The 20,577-nt window shown below is 63.3% G+C and carries 18 protein-coding genes; 13 read left to right on the top strand and 5 right to left on the bottom strand.

All coding sequences use genetic code 11. The features are described from left to right. The first annotated feature begins 27 nt into the window (after positions 1-27). Positions 28-1,731 carry an AfsR/SARP family transcriptional regulator gene (locus J2808_RS22050; protein WP_309820974.1) on the top strand — a complete coding sequence of 568 codons (1,704 nt, stop codon included), beginning with the start codon at positions 28-30 and terminating at the stop codon, positions 1,729-1,731. A 122-nt stretch (positions 1,732-1,853) separates the two neighbouring features. On the opposite strand, the gene J2808_RS22045 is transcribed toward J2808_RS22050, so the two are convergent. Further along, a complete protein-coding gene (locus J2808_RS22045) occupies positions 1,854-3,467 on the bottom strand; it encodes a phospholipase D family protein (protein ID WP_309820972.1) in 1,614 nt (537 codons plus the stop codon). 250 nt (positions 3,468-3,717) lie between these two features. Here J2808_RS22045 and J2808_RS22040 point away from each other — a divergent pair, with 250 nt between their 5' ends. Further along, a complete protein-coding gene (locus J2808_RS22040; protein ID WP_309820970.1) occupies positions 3,718-4,191 on the top strand; it encodes an SRPBCC family protein in 474 nt (157 codons plus the stop codon). Positions 4,192-4,258: 67 nt separating this feature from the next. Here J2808_RS22040 and J2808_RS22035 read toward each other — a convergent pair whose 3' ends face one another. Next, positions 4,259-5,515 carry a D-arabinono-1,4-lactone oxidase gene (locus J2808_RS22035; protein WP_309820968.1) on the bottom strand — a complete coding sequence of 419 codons (1,257 nt, stop codon included), beginning with the start codon at positions 5,513-5,515 and terminating at the stop codon, positions 4,259-4,261. 178 nt (positions 5,516-5,693) lie between these two features. Here J2808_RS22035 and J2808_RS22030 point away from each other — a divergent pair, with 178 nt between their 5' ends. The 5 genes from J2808_RS22030 (at position 5,694) to arfA (ending at position 11,697) form a co-directional block, all read left to right on the top strand. Then, on the top strand, positions 5,694-6,695 hold the full coding sequence (locus J2808_RS22030; RefSeq protein WP_309820966.1) for a LacI family DNA-binding transcriptional regulator: 1,002 nt from the start codon (positions 5,694-5,696) through the stop codon (positions 6,693-6,695). A 182-nt stretch (positions 6,696-6,877) separates the two neighbouring features. Continuing rightward, positions 6,878-8,209, top strand: a complete 1,332-nt coding sequence (locus J2808_RS22025) for an extracellular solute-binding protein (protein ID WP_309820964.1) — start codon at positions 6,878-6,880, stop codon at positions 8,207-8,209. A gap of 27 nt (positions 8,210-8,236) precedes the next feature. Beyond that, positions 8,237-9,193, top strand: a complete 957-nt coding sequence (locus tag J2808_RS22020; protein ID WP_309820962.1) for a carbohydrate ABC transporter permease — start codon at positions 8,237-8,239, stop codon at positions 9,191-9,193. Between the two features lie 2 nt (positions 9,194-9,195). Continuing rightward, entirely contained in the window at positions 9,196-10,098 is a 903-nt protein-coding gene (locus J2808_RS22015) for a carbohydrate ABC transporter permease (RefSeq protein WP_309820960.1), read from the top strand. A gap of 60 nt (positions 10,099-10,158) precedes the next feature. Next, on the top strand, positions 10,159-11,697 hold the full coding sequence (gene arfA, locus J2808_RS22010) for an arabinosylfuranosidase ArfA (RefSeq protein WP_309820958.1): 1,539 nt from the start codon (positions 10,159-10,161) through the stop codon (positions 11,695-11,697). 73 nt (positions 11,698-11,770) lie between these two features. On the opposite strand, the gene J2808_RS22005 is transcribed toward arfA, so the two are convergent. After that, a complete protein-coding gene (locus J2808_RS22005) occupies positions 11,771-12,694 on the bottom strand; it encodes a LysR family transcriptional regulator (protein WP_309820956.1) in 924 nt (307 codons plus the stop codon). 167 nt (positions 12,695-12,861) lie between these two features. On the opposite strand from J2808_RS22005, the gene J2808_RS22000 reads away from it, so the two are divergent. After that, positions 12,862-13,302, top strand: a complete 441-nt coding sequence (locus J2808_RS22000; protein WP_309820954.1) for a CBU_0592 family membrane protein — start codon at positions 12,862-12,864, stop codon at positions 13,300-13,302. Positions 13,303-14,188: 886 nt separating this feature from the next. On the opposite strand, the gene J2808_RS21995 is transcribed toward J2808_RS22000, so the two are convergent. Both J2808_RS21995 and J2808_RS21990 read right to left on the bottom strand, forming a co-directional pair. Next, entirely contained in the window at positions 14,189-14,440 is a 252-nt protein-coding gene (locus tag J2808_RS21995) for a hypothetical protein (protein ID WP_309820952.1), read from the bottom strand. Positions 14,441-14,480: 40 nt separating this feature from the next. Next, positions 14,481-14,705 (bottom strand): hypothetical protein, encoded by a 225-nt coding sequence (locus J2808_RS21990; protein ID WP_309820950.1) that lies wholly within the window; start codon positions 14,703-14,705, stop codon positions 14,481-14,483. Positions 14,706-14,847: 142 nt separating this feature from the next. On the opposite strand from J2808_RS21990, the gene rraA reads away from it, so the two are divergent. From rraA to J2808_RS21965, 5 genes are all read left to right on the top strand, one after another. Continuing rightward, positions 14,848-15,324, top strand: coding sequence for a ribonuclease E activity regulator RraA (gene rraA / locus J2808_RS21985; RefSeq protein ID WP_309820948.1), 477 nt, complete (start codon positions 14,848-14,850; stop codon positions 15,322-15,324). Continuing rightward, positions 15,314-16,096 (top strand): FadR/GntR family transcriptional regulator, encoded by a 783-nt coding sequence (locus J2808_RS21980; protein WP_309820947.1) that lies wholly within the window; start codon positions 15,314-15,316, stop codon positions 16,094-16,096. Before rraA ends, J2808_RS21980 begins: the two co-directional genes overlap by 11 nt. A 292-nt stretch (positions 16,097-16,388) precedes the next feature. Beyond that, entirely contained in the window at positions 16,389-17,564 is a 1,176-nt protein-coding gene (locus tag J2808_RS21975) for an ABC transporter substrate-binding protein (RefSeq protein WP_309820945.1), read from the top strand. Between the two features lie 30 nt (positions 17,565-17,594). Continuing rightward, on the top strand, positions 17,595-19,367 hold the full coding sequence (locus J2808_RS21970; protein WP_309820943.1) for an ABC transporter permease: 1,773 nt from the start codon (positions 17,595-17,597) through the stop codon (positions 19,365-19,367). Next, positions 19,360-20,490, top strand: coding sequence for an ABC transporter ATP-binding protein (locus J2808_RS21965; RefSeq protein ID WP_309820941.1), 1,131 nt, complete (start codon positions 19,360-19,362; stop codon positions 20,488-20,490). Before J2808_RS21970 ends, J2808_RS21965 begins: the two co-directional genes overlap by 8 nt. Positions 20,491-20,577 lie beyond the last annotated feature (87 nt).

Raw genomic sequence — 20,577 nt, 5'->3', positions numbered from 1 at the left:
GAGGGCGTGGAGAGGTGCGCCGTCGTCATGCTGGGCGAGTTCGGTGTCGTGATTGACGGCCGGACGGTTCAGGACGACGCGTGGAAGCGGACCAAGGCGGCCGGGCTCGTTAAGATCCTCGCCCTCGCGGAAGGACACCGGCTGCATAGGGACGTCGTCGCCGATCTGCTCTGGCCCGATCTCAGCGCTCAGGCTGCCGCTTCGAACCTACGCAAGGCAATGCATTTCGCGCGCGCCGCCCTCGGCTCGCCAGACGCCGTTCAGGCGCACGGCGACCTGCTGGTGCTGCTGCCAGGCGCGGATGTTTCCATTGATGCGGAGCGGTTCGAAGCGGACGGGCGCGCCGCGCTCGCCTCATCGGCAGGGGTGGCCGAGGCGCTCGCCCTGTATCGAGGCGACCTGCTTCCCGATGATCGATTTGCGGTGTGGGCCGAGGACCCCCGCGATCGGCTGCGCACGCTGTACCTGCGTTTGCTCAAGGCAGCGGCTCGGTGGGACGACGTGGTCAAGACCGACCCAACGGACGAGGAAGCCCACCGCGCGATCATGGTTCGTGCGCTCGACGCGGGCGATCGCCAGGGCGCGATCCGCCAATTCGAACGACTCTGTCGGCGGTTGCGTGCCGACTTGGGTGTCGGCCCAGGGGCGGCGACCGTCGCGGTCTACGAGGAGGCCATCGCCCAGGACAGCCGACGCGCGGAGAATCGCACTCGGGTCACGTTGGCGCGAGCACTCATCGCCCTCAACATTGGCGACCTCGTCGAAGCCACATCAAACGCACGGCGTGCACGCGAGCTGGCTATGGAAGCGGACTTGGGCAGAGAGATCGGCGAGGCCAGCGCAGTGTTGGCGATCGCGGCGAATATGCAGGACCGTTGGCCCGAAGTGTTCGAGGCCGAGTTCGTGGAGTTCACCCAACACGACTCCACGCGCTCCGGCTACATTCTTGACGCACAGTTGTGCCTCGCCGAGTTCTGCCTGAGCGGGCCGGACGGGCACCGGGAAATTGCGCGGCGAATAGCGCGTATGCGCACGATCGCCGAACGAGCAGGCTCGGTGCGTGGCCTGGCCATTGTCGACCTGTTGCTGGGGGAGGCGGCACTCTTCTCCGGTGAGCTCGGCGACGCGCGCAGTCTGCTCCAGTCCGCCCTCGAGCTGCACCGGCGGGCCGGGGCACCGGCCGGCGAGACCTTAACGCTGCAACGACTGGCTGAGGTTGACCTCGCGCAGGATCGGCCCGAGGAGGCCGCCCGGGCAGCCAGTCGCGCTCTGGCTGCCGCTGCGTCCACGTGGCTCGAGCCGCATCTCGTTGTTCGGCTATACGGGGTGCTCGCTGAGGCAGCCAGATCCCCGGCGCAAGCGGTCCGCATCATTGAGCGAGCCGACGCCGCTCTGGCCGGGAGGAGCGTCTGTCCGCCGTGCTCGATGGGTTATCACGTCGCCGCAGCGACGCAGTACGCACTGGCCGGGAAGCTGGACGCAGCCCGCCGCCGGCTCGCCAACGCCGAGCAGCTCGCAGGCATGTGGCCCGGCGGACCATGGCACGCCGCCCTCTGGGAAGCACGAGCCGTCCTGCGCCGTGCAGAGGGTCAGGATGATCAAGCCATCGCCCTGTTTCGGGAGGCGGCAGCTAGTTTTGCCGAGCTCGGCAGGCGCCAAGACGAGCAGCGCTGCCTAGCCCGAGCAGCACAAAGATCGCCAATGGCGACCGGAAAGCCTTTGGCTGGCTAGTTCCTGAGGGCCCGGGGCTGGGCTCTTATCCTGTCCACGGTCATGCTGAACAATTCCGACGACAACCCGCGAATGTGCGCCGTGGGAGAGTTCGGGATCGGACAGGTCTTGGACGTGTTTGCCTAGAACTGGGTAGTGCCACGCATCTTCCGAGGGCGGCCGTCCGGGTCCACTAGAAGGCGGTTTGCCGGAGCCGCCCAGAGCCGCTGAAGGGACGTCACCGGTTCTGTCGTGTGGTGGCGCGCATGTCCGTTGGGGCGGGGCGGGCGGCGGCCGGTTGTGTGCCAAAGGTCCAGGGCGTCGGCGGCGGCATTCCAAAGTTTGAGCCCGGCCGCCGGGGCGTGGAGCTGGGGGTCGTTCTGGTCCAGGCCCAGGTGTTCGGCCCAAAGTTGGAGCCGGAGCTTGTGGGCCAGCGGACGGGAAGCGCCGGGATCGGTGTCTGCGCCGGTCGCTTCACCTTGACTGGCGGTGGTGTCGATTACGGCGCAGGTAAGCTCGCTGTCCGTGGTCCAGGACCGGCGGTTGAAGTTGTCCGATCCGCACGTGAACCAGGTGTCGTCGATGATGCAGATCTTGGCATGGACATAGATCGGCGTTCCGGCTCTGTTTTCCAGATTGAACACGCCGAACCTGCCGGGTGCAACGCGGCTTATCCTCTCGATGGCGCGCAGTTGCCCGAGCCGCTTGGGTGGCCCTGCGAGCGGACCGTCGGAGTCCGGGTAGCGTGGCACCACGGCGATCACGTTCAGCCCGGGGTTCTGCTCGAGGGCAGCGGCGATTCCGGCTGCGACCTCTGCCGACCACAGGTACTGGTCTTCGATATAAATCAACGTTCGGGCCAGGGCGAAAGCTTTCGTGTAGGCCCGGGCAACGCTCCGCTCCCCACCAGGTGCGAACGGGAACGGCGGATGCTTCACACCGTAGGTGCGCAGCAGCTGCACAGCGTGCGGGCCGGCCGGTGGCGGTGGCGGCGCAGTCTCCGGCAGGGGTTCCGGGTGGCGGGGCATATCCGCCAGACGTTGCAGCAGCATCCGGTAAGGCGTCCGCCGGTCCAGCGGATGGGGGTCATTCCACCTTTCCGCGAACAACTCCAGCACATCTGCCACAACCGGGCCACGGAGTTCGAGGGCGGCATCGTGCCACGGAGGTTGTTTCCCGAACCGGGAATCCATGGCTACCGCCTGCGGGTCTCCCCCGTGATCGGCGTTGTCCCGGCGGCTGTGGGAAAGGTCGATCCCGCCAACGAACGCGACGTCCCGCGAAGGGTCGTCACGGCGGCGGATGACGAACAATTTCTGGTGATGGCAGCCGAAGAGGCGCACCCGCTGATCCAGCAGCACCTCGCCGCCGGCGTCGTTGACCTGGCGGCTGAGGTGCTCGTTGGACAGGTTGCTCATAGGGGCCGACACCCGCTCTCCGTGGGACCGCCAGACCAGGCCGCGCACTTCCACTCCGACTCGGGCCAGCCGCGCCAGCAACTCGCCGACTGTCGGCCCGTCCGCCGTAAGCTTTTCGTCGCCATCGCCACGCCAGTCGGTGAACCACACACGGTCTCCCGCATTAAGAACCGACAGCTCCTCATGCAGTCGGGCGAAGTAGGTGGCACCGTGAATCAGGGGCCGCACGAGGTTGCCCTCCGACCACGACGACGATCCGGCACCATCTGCGTGCACGTCGGTGGCTACGTTCCCCCGCTCACTGCCACTCAAGAACCAGTAACCAGCAGTACTGTCCACTCGTTGTTCCCTTCGGGCCCGAGGCCGATCACTAAGCGTCCGGCCTACTCAGTAGCCTACGACTGTGGTGATCAATGTCATCGGGTTGTTCGACGGCGGGTGCCTGCCGCCGTCGTCGTCCTGGGGATTCCGAAGGTCTGGACACGGGTAGCCGCCGGACTTATGGTGCAGAGGTGGCGGCTGCCTGACTGGCAGGATGGCAAGCTCTGCCGGTCCGCTGTTGCGGCCGTCCGTCATAAGGAGGAAGCAGATGGAACACGTTGAAGAGACCGTTGAAGTCGCCGTTCCGGTGCGGACCGCGTACAACCAGTGGACCCAGTTCGAATCCTTTCCGCAGTTCATGTCCGGTGTGGAATCAGTAACCCAGCTGACTGACACCACCAACCACTGGGTCACCAAGGTGGGTGGCGTTCAGCGGGAATTCGATACTGAGATAGTTGACCAGGAGCCTGACGACCGGATCGCCTGGCGCAGCACCGACGGCAAGTCCCATGCCGGCATCATCAGGTTTACGCCGCTGGACGCCAATCACACGAAGGTCAGGGTCCATTTCGAATGGGCGCCGGAAACCGTCACGGAGAAGGCAGGCGCGGCACTGAAGATTGACGAGATGCAGGTCAAGGCCGACATGCGGAAGTTCAAGGACTTCGTTGAATCGCGCGGCACCGAAACCGGCGCCTGGCGCGGTGAAGTCAAGGACAGCGGCCCCACCGGGCAGCTCTAGAAGTGCCGGGCAGCGTCAGCGCCTTCTGGCGCTGACGCTGTCGACATCCGTCGACTCAGGAGGCCCCTTAGCGTGTGCTCACCGCGGGGACCCCGAGGATGCTGTCCAGCAGCCCGTTGCGGAATTTCCCCTCCGGATCGTGGGCGGATGCCAGCGAGCGGAAGTCCGCAAAGCGGGGGTAGAGGGACTCCCAGTCGTGACCGCCGGGCGTGAAGAGCTTGCCCCAGTGCGGCCTGGCCCCGAACTGCCGAAGCAGGTCTTCGAGCTGCGGAAGGATGGCTTCCACCTCCGGCTGCAAGGGCTTCCAAGTGAAGTGCAGGGCAACGCTCTGCTGCCGGTAGAAGGGGCTGAGCCAGAACTCGTCCGCGGCGCCGGTCCGTATTTCCGAGATAAACAGCAGCGGTGCAAGCTTGTCCGCGAAGCTCCGCACTGCCTCGAGTGCGGCAGGTGCCTGATCCAGCGGCAGGATGAATTCGCTTTGCAGTTCCTCACCCTTGCTGGGCGTGAACTCGTGCCGGAAGTGCGGCAGCCGGTCCAGCCATTGCCCGGGCTCATCCATCTGGACTGTGCAGTTCTCGGCCGACATCCCCAGCAGCGGGTGCCGCGGGCGGATGGCTGACGAGGCACCGAACAATTCCCCGAGGGGAGGCTCCGAGTCCAGCGCCTTGAGCCAGACCTGGCTGATGTTATCGCCCACGTAATCCGTGAAAAGACTCACGCTGTAGGCGCTGGACACAAGCTGCGTGAAATCCGCCAGCGCCCGTTCCCACGGCAGGTTTTCCAACACACGCTGACGCATCCTGAAGCTTGGCCGGACGGCAAGCCGGAGGCCGGTGACAATACCCAGAGCGCCCAGGCCAACCACACTGCCCAGGAACTCCTCGCCATCCGCGCGGGACAACGATGCCTGCTCGCCGGAGGGCCGGACCAGATCAATGCCCTCCACCGCTCCCGCGAGGGAAGGGTTGCCCACACCGGAGCCATGGGTGCCCGTCTGGACTGCCCCTGCCACGGAAATGTGGGGCAGCGACGCCAGGTTATGGATGGCCATGCCGGACCGCTGCAGCGTGCGGCACAGGGCACCGTAGCTCACGCCGCCGCTGACGTGGACCGTGCGCTGTTCGGAATCCAGTTCAATGTGCTGCGGCAATGCGTCCAGCAGCACATGCACGCCGGCTGTGTCCCCAATGCGGTTGAAAGAATGCCGCGATCCCAGGGCCTTGACCCTGCTGGAGCGCGCCACCACCTGGGCGAGTTCAGCCACCGACTCCGGGCGCAAGACGTCCGCTGATGAGTAGTTGAGATTTCGTGCCCAGTTCTTCATGTGCTCGGCTTTCGGGTGAAGGTAGTTTCGCTCCATCCAACTGTGAGCGCTAACAATTTCCCTGTCAAGACGCTTCCGCCGCCTCTCGCCGAGGAGGGCGGTAACATCGTCAGCAGGTCATCCGAAGCGGCATTCACTGGCCGCCGGCTTTGGCCCAAGAGGCTTTGAAAGGGGAGCAGTGCGCGCAACGGTCAAGGATGTGGCCCGTCGTGCCGGCGTTTCACCCAAGACTGTCTCGAACGTCATGAACGGAATCATTCCAGTTAGTGGCGCCACCAGGACCAAGGTGGAGCAGGCCATTCTCGAGCTGGATTATGTGCCCAACCTCTCCGCCCGCGGACTGCGCAATGGGAGGTCCGGTGTCATTGCGCTGGCCTTGCCTGATCTTGGCACGCCGTACTCGGCAGAAATTGCCCACCACATTGTGGACGTGGCGCATGAACAGGGCTGGATCGTGCAGATCGAGGAAACCGGCTCCGATCCCCAGCGCGAGCAGCAACTCATGGTCCGCGCCCGCTCCAACCTGATTGACGGCCTGATCCTCAACCCCGTGGTGCTGGACGAGAGTGCCGTCCAGGTGGGCGTTGCCCTTCCGCCAGTGGTCTTGCTCGGCGAGGTCACGCAAAAACTCGCTGACCGCGTCTTTGTGGATAGCGCCGCTGCCGCCCGCGACATGACTCTCGCCCTGGCGCAGCCCGGGCGCCGAAGGATCGCCGTCTTGGGAACCACGCAAGGCAGGGGATCGGCTGCGGCGATACAGAGAACCCAGGGCTATGAAGAGGCGTTGGAGATCCTTGGCATCGAACGGGATGAGTCGCTGCTGATTCCCTGCGAAGAGTGGACTCCACAGACTGCTGCCGATGCGCTCTCTGCCTACCTGGACTCCCATCCGCTGCCCGAGGCCCTGTTCTGCTTCACGGATTCCATGGCCATCGGCGCCCTGAGCGTGCTGTGGAAGAGGGGCCTGCGCATCCCGGAGGACATTGCCGTGGCGGGCTTTGATGACATCGCCGACGGCCGCCACGCGGTTCCGTCGTTGACCACGGTCTCCTTCGACAAGCGTGCCATTGCCAGCGAAGCCCTGCGTCTGCTCACGGAGCGGATGGCGGACAGGGGGCATGAGCAACGGGTGGTTTCCCTGGACTACACCATTGTGGAGCGGGACAGCAGCCGCATCTGAAACGAGAGCGGCCCACCAATTGTGCGCGCTAACAATTTTCTCTTGCCCCGTCTATTACATCGATGTAATGTGAGGCGTGCGTCACCCCCTGAAGGCATCGGCCCGGGAACGGAACGCGCCGGAACCGGAGTTTTGAGCAAAAAGAAGTGACCTTTCAGCGGACCCATCCAAAGGAGTGACGGGTGAAGCAGTTTGAATTTTTCGGGAAGCAGTTGTCCCGAAGGCAGTTACTGACAGGATCGGCAGCCTTAGGCGGTGTCCTGCTAGCAGGCGGCCTGACAGGCTGCGGCGGAAAAGCCCAAGCCTCTGCCATGCGGGACATTGGGTTCTGGCACCTGCTGTCCGGTGGTGACGGCATCAAGATGCAGGCAATGATCAACAACGCCAACCAGGCCAACTCCGGCTTCAAGGTGCACCCCACGGTCCTGGCCTGGGGCCCGCCGTACTACACCAAACTGGCCATGGCATCGGCCGGCGGGCGGCCACCGGAAGTGGCGATCATGCATGCCAGCCGGGTTCCCGGATACGCCCCCGGCGGGCTCATTGACCCGTGGGACCTGGACCTGTTGGCCGAGCACGGCGTCAGCGGTGAAAATTTTGCGCCACGCATCTGGGAGAAGAGCCAGCAGAACGGCAAGGTGTTCTCCATCGCCCTGGATTCCCACCCGTTCGTCATGTTCTACAACACGGACATCGCCAGCAAAGCCGGCGTCCTCGCCGGCAACGGACAACTGCAGGAAGTAGCTTCTCCGCAGGAGTTCATGGCCATTGCAAGGGAAATGCAGAAGGTCACCCAGGCCCACGGTTTATCCTTCGGTTACCTCGGCAGTGGCTCCCAGATGTGGCGGCTCTTCTACACGCTCTACAAGCAGCATGGCGCGGACATGGAACTGATCCCGGGCCAGCCGATGAAAGTGGACCGCGACGCCGCGATTGAGTCCTTGGAATTCATGGCGTCGCTCTTTGATGGCACCATCGCTGCCAAGGCCGGCGACATCGGCACGGGCATCGCGGAGTTCGCCCGCGGCGGCTCCGGAATGCTGTTCAGCGGGGTGTGGGAACTGCCCACGCTCAAGAACGCCGGACTTCCGGTGGACGCCGCCACCATTCCCACGCTTTACGGAACGCCGGCGTCCTACGCAGACTCGCACTCGTTCGTCCTGCCGCGGCAGCTGAATGTGGATGACGCGAAACGGCGGGACGTCTACAAGTTCGTGAGCGACGTCCTCAAAGGATCACTCTCCTGGGCGGAAGCCGGGCACATCCCGGCCTACCAGCCCGTGGTCCAGTCGCAGGCCTACCGCGACCTCACACCGCAGATCCACTACGCCAACGCAGCGGACATCATCGCCTACGATCCCGAAGCCTGGTTCAGCGGTTCGGGCTCGGACTGGCAGACCTACTTTGCGGAGAACGTGCAGAACGTGCTCCTGGGCCGCGATAAGGCTGCCGCAGGTTGGGACGCCTTTGAGCACCGCACCAACACCCTGCTATCCCGGCCCAACCCGGTCTGACGGCACCGAGCGACAAAGGAGTCCTTCATGAGTTCTTCACTAGCGTCCCGGCGCGCCACCGGTCAGCCGGACATCGCCACAGCGACCCAACTCCAACAAACGCGCCGCCCCTCACAAAGCCGTACCAGGAGCAACCTGAGTGGCTGGGGATTCGCCACCCCGTTCCTGGTCTTTTTCCTTGTCTTCCTGGTATGGCCCATTCTCTACGGTTTCTACATGAGCCTGACGGGCAAGTCCCTGACCGGTGCCAATGACAGCCTGATCGGCTTTGCGAACTACGCCGAGGCCCTGGCCGACGCTGATATGTGGCGCTCCCTGGGAAACACGCTCTACTTCACCGTCATCAGCACCGTCCCACTTGTCCTCGTGGCCCTGGTGATGGCGGCCCTGCTGAACGTCGGGCTGCCTGCCCAGTGGCTGTGGCGGCTTTCCTACTTTGCCCCGTACCTGCTGGCCTCCACCGTGGTCTCGCTGTTCTTCACCTGGATGTACAACCCCCAGCTTGGCCTGTTCAATGACTTCCTCTCCACGATCGGCCTCCCCGAAGTCGCCTGGCTCAACGACCCCAACGTGGCCATGTGGGCGATCGTCATCGCCACGCTGTGGTGGACCGTGGGGTTCAACTTCCTCCTCTACCTGGCCGCGATGCAGAACATCCCTGCACAGCACTACGAAGCAGCGTCCCTGGACGGCGCCGGAGCCTGGCGGCAGTTCTTCTCGATTACCCTGCCGCAACTGACCCCCACCACGGTGATGATCGTGCTCCTCCAGATCCTCGCATCCCTGAAGATCTTCGATCAGGTGTACCAGATGACCGCCGGCGGCCCCGGAGGATCAACCCGCCCAGTGGTGCAGTACATCTTTGAAACCGGCTTCACCGGCTACCGGCTGGGGTACTCCGCAGCCATCTCCTACATCTTCTTCGGACTGATCGTGGCGGTTTCGGTCATGCAGTTCGTCATCACCCGCCGCAGGAGTGCATAACCATGGCAACCCCTACCCTCGCGCGTCCCGCTCCCAGCTCCAGCACCGCCAAAAGCCTCAAGATCCGCCAGCCCCGCAAGAGGATGACCGCAGGCAGGATCGCCGCGATCGTCGTTGCAGCATTCATCGCCGTGCTGTGGCTGATTCCCTTCGCCTGGGCCACGGCCACCGCTTTCAAGACCGAGACGGACGCCGCTGCGCCGAAGGTCAGCTGGCTGCCGCCGTCGGGCTTTACCGCCGAAGCGTTCGTCAAGGTGTTCCAGGACGGCAATATCCCGCTCTGGACCTGGAACTCGCTGTACACCTCGGCGGCCATCACGGCGATCACGCTGGTGATCTCGGCGCTGGTGGCCTACGCCCTGTCCCGGATCGACTTCAGGGGCAAGAAGGTACTGATGACGGTGATCATTGCCTCGATCATCATTCCGCCGCCGGTCCTCATCATCCCGCTCTTCTATCAAATGCTGGCGCTGCACCTGATCGATACATCGTGGGCCATCATCCTGCCGCAGGTCATCCACCCGGCCATGGTGTTTGTGCTGAAGAAGTTCTTTGACCAGATTCCCCGCGAACTTGAAGAAGCCGCCGTGATGGACGGTGCCAGCCGCCTGCGGATCTTCACCCAGATCATCCTGCCGTTGTCCCGGCCCATCCTGGCCGCCGTCGCGATCTTTGTGTTCATCGGGGCCTGGAACAACTTCCTGTGGCCGTTCATTGCCACGAACGACGGCGCGCTCCTCACCCTTCCGGTGGGGCTGCAGACCATCAAGAGCGCGTACGGCATCCAGTACGCGCAGAACATGGCTTCCGCGCTCCTCGCGGCGCTGCCCCTGATCCTTGTCTTCCTGTTCTTCCAGCGCCAGATCATTAAGGGCGTCGCGACGACGGGACTCGCCGGTACCTGAACCGGCACCTTATCTACCACTCACCAAAAGACCTGAACCACAACCAAGGAGATACCGCACATGTCCCGCGCACGGATCACCCTCGACCGCGACTTCACCATTGGCGAAGTCCCCCGCCGCCTGTTTGGCTCCTTTGTGGAGCACATGGGCCGCTGCGTCTACACCGGCATCTACGAGCCGGGCCACCCGGAAGCTGATGAGAACGGCTTCCGCCAGGACGTGCTCAAGCTCGTCAAGGAGCTCGGTGCCACCGTCATCCGGTACCCCGGCGGCAACTTCGTCTCCGGCTACAACTGGGAAGACGGCATCGGCCCGCGGGAGAACCGTCCCCGCCGGCTGGACGGCGCCTGGCATACTGTGGAGACCAACGCGTTCGGCCTGCACGAATTCGTGGACTGGTCCCGCCAGGCCGGCACGGAAATCATGGAAGCCATCAACCTGGGCACCAGGGGAGTGGACGCGGCCCGCGAGATCGTGGAATACGCCAACTACCCCGGCGGCACGTACTGGTCAGATCTCCGCGCCAAGAACGGCCACAAGGATCCGTTCGACATCAAGCTCTGGTGCCTGGGCAATGAGATGGACGGGCCGTGGCAGATCGGCCACAAGACTGCTGAGGAATACGGCCGCCTGGCCCAGGAAGCCGCCAAGGCCATGCGCTTTGTGGACCCGGACATCGAACTGGTGGCCTGCGGAAGTTCCAGTTCCGCCATGCCGACGTTCGGCGACTGGGAGCAGACGGTCCTGACGCACACCTATGACGAGGTGGACTACGTCTCCCTCCACGCCTACTACCAGGAGCACGAGGGCGACGTCGGCAGCTTCCTCGCTTCCGCCGTCGACACCGACTACTTCATCGAGTCCGTGATCGCCACCGCTGACGCCGTGCGTGCCAAGGGCAAACACAAAAAGCACATCAACCTCTCCTTCGACGAGTGGAACGTCTGGTACCAGCGCGGCCTGGACACCGAGGACCAGCCGCACAACGTCGCCAAGGCGGGCTGGCGCGAGCACCCCCGGGTCATCGAGGACAAGTACAACGTGACGGACGCCGTTGTGGTGGGAACCCTGCTGAACTCCCTGCTCCGCCACGGCGACCGCGTCAAAATCGCCAACCAGGCGCAGCTGGTCAACGTGATTGCGCCGATCCTTTCGGAGGAGAACGGGCCTGCCTGGAAGCAGACCATCTTCCACCCGTTCGCCCGCATGGCAGAGCTGGCCAAGGGCCAGATCCTGCGGTTGTCCGTGGATTCGGACAAGTACGAGAACGCCCGCTTCGGCGGTACGGACCTGGTGGACGTCAGCGCAACGTGGAACGAGGAAACGGGCCGCATGGCGCTGTTCTTCGCGAACCGCGGCCTGGAGGAAGCCGCCGACGTCGAGGTCGCACTGCGCGGCTTCGACGCCCGCCGGGTGGTCCGTGCCGAGGTCCTGGAAATTCCGGAAGGCGGGGACCGTTTCACAGCCAATACCCAAAGCAGTCAGGACCAGGTGGGGCTTAAGCCGCTGGAAGGCGCGAAGGCAAGCGGCTCCGAACTCCGGTTGACGCTGCCGGCGCTGGCCTGGGCCGTCGTTGAGCTGGAGGTCGTCAAGAACTGACTCTTGCCGCACCAGTGGTGAGCGGACGACGGCGGGATGTCCCGCCGTCGTCCGCCCACCGGCACGCGGCCGTTCAGGAAGCCGACCGTGTGTCGAACGCCGCCGCCGATTCCCGCAGCAGGCGTGCGACGGTGTCCACGGGCATGCTGGCCGACCGCCGCCTGTCGAACCGGCGCAGGACGATGCGCCGGGTTCCGAGTCCGGGGACGTCCAGGACGTCCACTCCGTCGTGGTTGACGCCGCTTAGTGCCAAGGTGGGCACGATCGCAATACCCTCGCCCGCGGCGACGAGTGCGAGGGCGGTCAGCGTTTCCTGGTAATGGTGCGCAGTCTCCATCTGGGCGCCCGTTGACTGGCAGAGCCGGCCGAGCACCGAAGCGTTGGCGGCTGTGGGCTCGACGCCGAGCCACGGAAGTGGCAGCCGGGCCAGGTCGATGTTCTCGGTGGTGAGCAGCGAACCCGAGGGAACAGCCAGCTTCCACGGCTCGTCCAGCAGCGGTTCTTCGGTCATTCCGGCGGAGAGCGAACGCTGCTCGGCCGTCGTCGAATCGAGCTCGACCACCACGGCGTCGAGCTGGCGCTGGCGGAGCAGCCGCATCAGCGCGGGGAAGTCGTCCTCGACAATCCGGATCTGCAACTGCGGGTACTGGGTGCGCCACTCGGGCAGGCGCGGGATCACCACGGTCCGAATAAAGCTGGTGAATCCGCCGACGCTCACGACGCCTGCAACGGTGGCCCCGCCTTCGATGCGGGCGCGGGCAACGCTGAGTGCACGTTCAATCTCCTCGCCGGCCTCCGCTATTGCCAGACCTGCAGGTGTCAAAACTGAGCCTTTGGGTGTGCGCACCACCAAGGCGTGACCCGTCTCATCCTCCAATTTGGTCAGCTGCTGCGAGACGGCTGACGGGCTAATTTCCAGTTCATCAGCCGCGGCAAGCACCCCGCCCGTACGGGCTATGGCAAGAAGTACGCGCAGCCGGCGCGGATCGATATCCATGTTAAGTAGTTCTAAACTATGTCTTCAGTGGAATGCAATTGCTCTAAAGGTGTTTCGTCCTCATAATTGCTGTTAAAGCACAGGCACACGGAGACATCCGGGCCTTCCAAAACACACTTATAGCCCGCCGAAACTCTCCGCCCCGGGCGTCACCTTGAAAGGACATCATGGAACTGCTGTGGGAAATTGCAGGTTGGTCAGGGGCAGTTCTGATCCTTTCGGCATACCTGTCTGTCTCGATGGGGTGGCTGAAGGCCGGCAAGCGCTTCCAGGTGGCCAACCTCGTCGGTGCATGCGCCTTCATCATCAACGGTGCGGTCCACGAAGCGTGGCCTTCAGTGGCCACTAACGTTGCCTGGTGCCTTATTTCCGCCATCGCGATTCTTCGCATGCGGGCCACGCAAGATTCGCCGGTGGCCGCAGCTGAGGCCCCGCAGGTGCAGTTTCCCGGCGTCCCTGACACAACCGGCCAAATCGCTGTTGTGGAGGCAATTACTTCTGCCGTTCATGGCGACGTCACCGGACGCGCGGCTGAGTGCCAGGCCAGCCTGCGTGACGGGCGGGCAGCAGATTCAGCGATCTTCAGCAGCGCCGCGGTGAAGTGCTAACGGCACAAACGCCGAAGCATGGTCTAAACCAGCGGCCAGGGGACAGCGGGGCTGTATTCCTCGACCTGCTGTCAGTTTGGAATCTTAGAGTCTTCACCACGTGAGTACAGAAACGCCTTTTGGACCCTATTCTGACGGTGTTTGAGGTGGGACCTGACGTCAGGTTGGGGTGTGCTCTAACCGGACGGTCTCCGCCTGAGCAGGTTTTCTGGACCTGATGAGTCGAGTAAAACAAGGGGCCGTGTTCGCAAAAATTGAGCAGGGCCCGTCCTGCAGCATCGTTCAGAAGGGCCACGAATGGTTCGAAATCGACTTTGCACGCGCACCGGCCATAACCCTCGGCAGGGGCGGGATGGCTCGCACGTTGTACCCGAGGAGTGCGGATACCGGTCCCTCTTTGTCCAAGCTTTCTCGGTTGCCAAGGGGAACCGGACCGTGCGCTGAGGCGCCCGACAGACGGCGCAACAGTAAGCACTGGTGCCCGCCGGCAGTTCAACCCGCACGCATTCGCCGCTTCCCAGGAGACATCTGCATCCTGTCCAAGGAAGATGCGGGCTCTGCTGCCCCGCTCACCACAGCTTTGACGCTGGCGATTTCCGAGGCGATGGGGGAGCGGGTGCAGCGGTGGCCGCTTGCCCAGGCCTGCGCTGTTCGGCCTGGAGGAGTTGGCCAATGTCAGTCGTCCGCTGGGCCGGTCTGCCGGACCAGTTCAGCCACTATCCGAGGCCGCGTGATGTCTCATTACCGTGCGATTCAGGTCCTGACTGCGTCAGCGTTTCTCGGGAGAGCTGCGAGACACTGCGTTCACATCTTTGATGAGGGCAAATTTAGACGAGCCAATGCTGTGAAAGGTGCAGCCTTCTCGGCAGTTGATGAGCCGGTTGAGTCAATCCGCAGTCACGTCAGTGACAGATCTTCCGGGAATCTGCTCGATTAGACGGCGAGGACGAGCACCGTCCTGAGCCAGCCACAGGATGGTTCCGTCCTTGGTAATGGCGTCCACACGTCCTCGGTCAGTAACCTGTCCCTGTTCGCAGATCTCGATGTCACGTCCGTCGAGCAGCGTCCAATCCTCCACGTGCTGGGGGGCCCTGAAGCGGTCAATCGCAGCGTCGCCTGCTAGGCGGGTTGTTTCCATGGAAATCGTCCTGATCTTGGAATGAACGGCGCGGTGGGGTTCAGTTCCGGCTGGCGTTGTCCTGTTCCCGGGTCAGTCCAAAAGGAATCTGCGGGGACAGCGAGACAGAATAATGGTCGAAATCGTGCCGGGTGACGAGTACTCCACGGTTGTGGCAACCCATGAGGGCCTGATCCCGGGCTGTCCCGACGGCTGACTCCAGCTTTTCCTCGAGCTCGTTCGTGCCTTCGACACGGAAGTCGGCGATGACCTGGTGAAGTTCCATGGTGTTCCTTTCGAACGAGTGGGTCGACCGTCGCTGTTGCGGTGGAGACCAGGATAAGAAAAGTGGAAAAAGTCGGCTTAGGTGGTCGACCACTTTAGTGATAGCAGAGTAGCATGGCGGTAAGAGTCGAAGGGGATTATTCATGACAGCCGAATCCGTCAACACAGCTGATCTTTACGATGAGCGCGGCGAGGACATTCAGTCCATCGCCATCCAGTTCGAGTCGCTCGGCGGCAGGACGCACTTCAGCGGCCAGGCCAGGACTGTCCGGTGTTTCGAAGATAACGCTTTGCTCAAGTCGGTGGTTTCCACCCCTGGCGAGGGTGCCATCCTGGTTGTTGACGGGGGCGGGTCGCTCTCCCGGGCCCTGATGGGGGACATGATCGCGGAGATTGCCGTTTCCAATGGCTGGTCCGGAGTGATCATCAATGGAGCCATCCGGGATCGCGAGGCGATTTCCGGCCTCCCGCTGGGCGTGAAAGCATTGGGGAGCAACCCTAGAAAAAGTACCAAGACCGGCGCCGGCGAGACCGACGTTGAACTGACTCTCGATGGTGTCACCATCAGACCGGGCGCCATGGTGTACTGCGACCCGGATGGAGTTCTCGTTGAGCGCTGACCCAGCCATTGCCGAACCTGCCCCGCGGGCTACCCGCCGCAAGCGGGCTGCGCCGTCGGTGACGGGGCTAAAGCCCGTGAGCGTCGTCCATGCCGAGCCGGCGTCCTCTGAGGTTGCCAAGGCATTGCTGGACTATATTTTTTCCGGCCAGGTCGCTCCGGGTGAGAAGCTTCCTTCGGAGCGTCAGCTCAGCGAATCCTTCGGCGTGGGACGCTCGGTGGTCCGGGAGGGAATCAAGTCACTGGGATTACTGGGGCTTGTAGAGTTCCGCCACGGCGGCGGAACGTTCCTGCGCAATGCCAACTCCGAACTGCTGCCCCGGGTGATCGAATGGGGGCTGATGCTTGGTGAGCGCCGTACTTCGGACCTTGTAGAAGCCCGCCAGCACATCGAACGGGTGACCGCAGGACTCGCTGCTACGCGCAGGACTGACGCCGACCTTAAGCGCATCAAGAAGGCCCTGGATGCCATGGGCGTAGCCGAAACAACGGAGGAGTTTGTCACCGCCGATGTCGATTTCCACCTTGCAGTCGCTGACGCCTCCGGGAACACCGTCCTTGCCAACATGCTGAAGAACATCGCAGCGCTCCTCAGGGTCTGGATCCATCGCGTTATGGATGCGGAGACGTCCTTTACCGGCTCCCACGGAGAACACACCCCCGTCTACGAGGCAATACTGGCCGGGGACGCCGACAAGGCTTCCGGGTCAATGGCAGAACACATGGATGCAGCCAGCGGCAGGCTTATGGCCACGCTGAAATCCAGCGAATAAGTTATCCCAATGAGCGGGGAAGCATGAGTGCTTCCCCGCTTTTTTGCTGCCCAGACAAACCCAGGAGAAGCAGATCTAGGAGATTAGTCAAAAAGTGGTTGACTGGCCGACCACTTAAGGGCATCCTGATGGGGCGGCAGAAAAACTTGAGGCAAAAATGCGCAAGATTTCTGCCGCATAGTGGTTGACTGGTCGACCACTTAGCGTCATGATTGTGTGAGCAGCCTCACTGGCTGACCACAGTCACGGAAGACAACCAAGACCAGCCGTGCAGCCTCAAGGGAGAGAAGCAATGACTGAATTCAAGACGGCCCCGCCATCCGGGCCTCGCCGCCGGATGGTTATGACCGCCGGCGCGGCAGCAATCGCAGCCCTGATGGGTCTGACCGCATGTGGCGGTGACACCGGCGCAGCGCAGACGCCCGCACCGGAGAATTCCATCGCCGTGGGGGAGTATCCCGACTATTACCCGGCTGATTACAAGGACCTGGTCACCGCCGCCGAAAAAGAGGGCGGCGAGCTGACCATCTACTCCAACACAGACCAGGAAAACTGGGATCCGATTCTGCGTGACTTCAAAAAGAAGTACCCGTTTGTCACGAAGATTTCAGCCAACAACCTGGACAGCGACGAGGTGTTCCAGAAGGCCCTGAGCGAGAAGGCCACCAACGCCTCCAGCGCCGATGTCTTCGTCTCCAACGCCGCCGGCGCCTGGGCCGACTTCGCCGCCCGCAAGGGAATGCTGGCCGACTACACCTCGCCGGAACTGGCCAAGCTGCCGAAATTCGCGTCCCTGCTTCCGGGCGTAGTGGCCATGTCCGCGGATCCGCAGACCATCGCTTTCAACACGACGCTGCTGGAAGAAAAGCCCGAAAGCCTGGAGGGCCTGGCCGCGCAGATCAAGGCCAAGCCTGCTGACTTCACCAACATGATCGGCGTCCGGGACACTACCGGTGCCTTCGGGTTCACGATGTTCTACAACCTGACCGAGGCAAAGCCGAAATCCTGGGACTCCATCGCGACCATCCTTTCGGCCTCACGTCCCGAGACGTCCTCGGGCACGCTCTCCGAAAAGGTCCTCGCCGGCGAGTACAAGGCGGGTGTCCTGGTCACGGCAGCTCCGGCGTTCCCGGTGGTGAAGAACAGCAACGGACTCTTTGACATTGCCCTGCCGACCGATGGCACGGTCGTCATCCCCCGCGGCCTCGGCATCTCCGCCGATGCACCGCACCCGGCCACGGCCAAGCTGTTCCAGGACTTCGTGATCTCCCAGGAAGGCCAGCAGGCCGTACTCGAAGGTGGCCTGTCTTCCTACCGTGAGGGCGTGAAGTCGGTTCAGTTCGCTCTGACCTACCAGGATGTCGTGTCCAAGGTCGGCGAAGACAACGTCATCATGGCCCCCTACGAATCGGTTCCCGCGGACAAGGTGAAGGCATTCACTGACCGCTGGCAGAGCCTCCTCAAGTAGCCCGCGGTGCAAGGATCTGGAACAAAAATCATGAAAACACTCCCCGAGGTCGCCTCCGCTCCGGCGGAAACCCCGTCGCGAACTGATTTCCCGGCACCCAAGTACCGCAGAATACTGGGCGTCGACCGCAGCCAGCTGCTTTTCTGGGCAACCATCATCATTCTGGCGCTCCTGGTCCTTGCACCTGTGGTCCCCACGCTGTACCAGTCGGTGATGGACCGTCCTCTCTACGAGGAGGGCGGTCTGTTCACCACGGAAAACTTCACCAGGCTCTTCACCGAGGCCGGGTTCGGGTCGGTGGCGCTGAACACGCTGATGTTCGCCGTGATGACCACCGTGCTGACCCTGCTGATCGCTGTGCCCATGGCCATCGTGGTCGTGCGGACCAACATTCCCGGCCGCCGGTTCTTCGGCGCGGCCATGCAGTGGCCGTTCTTCATCTCCTCTCTCATCCTGGGCTTCGGCTGGATCACCATGTACGGCCCGGCAGGCTTCGCCAGCGTTCAGGTCAAGCGGATTCTGGGCTTCCTGCCCTGGGATCTTTACACCATCCCCGGCATGGCCATCACGGAGGCCGTGGCACTGGCACCGATTGCGTACGTTTTCTGCTCCAATGCGCTGCGCAACTCGGACGCCTCCCTCGAAGGCGCGGCCCAGACTGTCGGAGCCGGACCGTTCCGGATCCTCTGGTCCGTCATCATCCCGATGCTTCGCCCGCCCATGGTGTACAGCTCCGTGCTGGTCTTCAGCATGTCCATCGAAACACTGTCCATTCCGCTGCTGTATGGGCAGCCGGTAGGAATCACGGTCTTCGCGACGTTCCTCTATAAGAACGGCCTGCAGTCCATCGATCCCGACTACGGGATCCTGGGTGCCGCGTCGGTCATCATCCTGCTGGTCACGATCCTGCTCGTCGCCGTCCAGGCCAAGCTCCTCAAGGACGCCAAGCGCTTCGTCTCGGTCCGCGGCAAGGCCACCCGGCCGCGCCTGCTGGACCTGGGCTGGATCAAATGGCTCTCGGTAGCCTTCATCACTGTCTACGTGGTCATCGGCGCCCTGGTCCCGATCCTCGGGCTGGTGATGCGCTCCTTCACCAAGGTCTTCACCCCGCTGCAGAACCCGCTCCTGTCCCTGACCATGGGTAACTACCAGCGCATCATCGAATTCCCGGTCTACCTCGCCTCGATCCGCAACAGCCTCATCGTGGCCAGCGTCGGCGCCGTCCTGGTCAGTGTGCTGGCCGTCGTCGCCGTCGTGGTGTCCAAGCGGTCCACCTTCCGCTACCGCAAGGTCATCGAGTACCTGGCCCTGGCCCCGCAGGCCATGCCCGGCCTGATCATCGGCATCGGCCTGTTCTGGGCGTTCTCGTTCCTGCCGTTCAATATGGGGTCCCTGGTCCAGGGCACCATCTGGGCCATCATCATCGGCTTCGGCCTCCGGGCCCTGCCGAGCGCTTTCGGTTCCATCTCACCGGCTGTGATGCAGATCGGCGAGGAGTTGGATAACGCGGCCCGCGTCAACGGCGCGGACTGGATGCGGATGTTCCTGCGCGTCCTGGCCAAGCTCCTCACCCCGGCGTTTGTCGCCGCCATGGTCCTGACCTTCGTGGTCATGATGAAGGAATACTCCCCGGCGATCTTCCTCGGATCGGCCGACACGAACATCATCGGCACCACCATGCTCGAGCTCTGGGTCCAGGGCAACACCGGATCGGTGGCCGCCCTGGCCACCATCCAGATCGCAATCACCGCAGCCTTCGTCGGCATCGCCGGCCTGCTCATGAAAGGTAAGAAAGATGCCTGACGTCGTAGTCAAGAATCTCCGCAAAGACTTCGGAGGCAACACCGTCCTCCACGAGGTCAGCTTCACCATCAAGGACGGGGAGTTCTTCACCCTCCTGGGCCCCTCCGGCTGTGGGAAGTCCACCACGCTGTCCTGCCTCGCCGGCCTGGAACAGCCCACCTCGGGCTCCATCGCCGTCGGAAGCACCGTCCTGGTCGATGACTCCTCCAACAAGTTCGTACCCCCGGAAGAACGCAACCTGGGTATGGTGTTCCAGTCCTACGCGCTCTGGCCGCACATGACCCTGGCCGAGAACCTGGCCATGCCGCTGAACATCCGCAAGGTCCCCAAGGCCGAGCAGAAAACCCTGATCCATGACGCCCTGGACAAGGTGGGCCTGGCCCACCTGTCCCACCGTTACCCGCACCAGCTCTCCGGTGGCCAGCAGCAGCGCGTGGCCCTCGCCCGGGCGCTGGTCTACTCACCCAAGGTCCTGCTCCTGGATGAACCGCTTTCCAACCTGGATGCCAAACTCCGCGAACAGGCCCGTGTGTGGCTCAAACGCCTGCAGTCCGAACTGGGCATCACCACCGTGTACGTCACCCACGACCAGGAAGAAGCCCTGGCCATGAGCGACCGTATCGCGGTGATGTCCGGCGGCAACATGCTCCAGGTGGCTCCGCCTGAGGAAATCTACGAACGCCCCGCCACCGCGGAAGTCGCCGCCTTCATCGGCCGCTCCAACTTCCTCGACGGCGTCATCACCTCAACCATCGGCGACCGGGCGATCGTCCGGCTCGAAGACACGGGGGAAACTGTCACCGCAGTATTGGCAGACCGGATGAACGACGGCGACCCGGTCACCGTGGCCTTCCGCCCCGAAAAGGCCACGCTGGCACCGGTGGCGGATTCGATCCCTTCCGGGAACGTGGGCTTGCCGGTGGAAATCCTCACCACTTCCTATGTCGGCTCCCGTTACGAATACGAGCTGCGCTACGGCGCGCGGACGCTGGCAGTGGACAGCAAAAACAACGCATTGCACGGCGACCTCATGCTCTTGGTTCCGATCGAGGCCCTGAGGCTGTACCCGCGGGCGAACGTCGTTTCCGCCGACGCCGCCGAACTCATGGCAGTTATCCCGTAACCTCCGGTCCGTCAACGAGACCTGGATATATAGAAAAGGAAATACCGTGACTGAATCCAAGCAGTACCAGCTGGCCGTCCTGAATGG

The organism is Pseudarthrobacter sulfonivorans, assembly GCF_031454915.1.
Lineage (GTDB): Bacteria > Actinomycetota > Actinomycetes > Actinomycetales > Micrococcaceae > Arthrobacter > Arthrobacter sulfonivorans_C.
This window is presented reverse-complemented; position numbering and strand designations above follow the sequence as displayed.

Bases quoted from the DNA above. Each gene is read 5' to 3' on its own strand.
- arfA (WP_309820958.1), top strand. From the start codon at position 10,159: ATGTCCCGCGCACGGATCACCCTCGACCGCGACTTCACCATTGGCGAA.
- J2808_RS21995 (WP_309820952.1), bottom strand. From the start codon at position 14,440: ATGGAAACAACCCGCCTAGCAGGCGACGCTGCGATTGACCGCTTCAGG.
- J2808_RS22000 (WP_309820954.1), top strand. From the start codon at position 12,862: ATGGAACTGCTGTGGGAAATTGCAGGTTGGTCAGGGGCAGTTCTGATC.
- J2808_RS22005 (WP_309820956.1), bottom strand. From the start codon at position 12,694: ATGGATATCGATCCGCGCCGGCTGCGCGTACTTCTTGCCATAGCCCGT.
- J2808_RS22050 (WP_309820974.1), top strand. From the start codon at position 28: ATGCTGGGCGAGTTCGGTGTCGTGATTGACGGCCGGACGGTTCAGGAC.
- J2808_RS22015 (WP_309820960.1), top strand. From the start codon at position 9,196: ATGGCAACCCCTACCCTCGCGCGTCCCGCTCCCAGCTCCAGCACCGCC.
- J2808_RS21975 (WP_309820945.1), top strand. From the start codon at position 16,389: ATGACTGAATTCAAGACGGCCCCGCCATCCGGGCCTCGCCGCCGGATG.
- J2808_RS21965 (WP_309820941.1), top strand. From the start codon at position 19,360: ATGCCTGACGTCGTAGTCAAGAATCTCCGCAAAGACTTCGGAGGCAAC.
- J2808_RS22020 (WP_309820962.1), top strand. From the start codon at position 8,237: ATGAGTTCTTCACTAGCGTCCCGGCGCGCCACCGGTCAGCCGGACATC.
- J2808_RS21990 (WP_309820950.1), bottom strand. From the start codon at position 14,705: ATGGAACTTCACCAGGTCATCGCCGACTTCCGTGTCGAAGGCACGAAC.
- rraA (WP_309820948.1), top strand. From the start codon at position 14,848: ATGACAGCCGAATCCGTCAACACAGCTGATCTTTACGATGAGCGCGGC.
- J2808_RS21970 (WP_309820943.1), top strand. From the start codon at position 17,595: ATGAAAACACTCCCCGAGGTCGCCTCCGCTCCGGCGGAAACCCCGTCG.
- J2808_RS22040 (WP_309820970.1), top strand. From the start codon at position 3,718: ATGGAACACGTTGAAGAGACCGTTGAAGTCGCCGTTCCGGTGCGGACC.
- J2808_RS22035 (WP_309820968.1), bottom strand. From the start codon at position 5,515: ATGAAGAACTGGGCACGAAATCTCAACTACTCATCAGCGGACGTCTTG.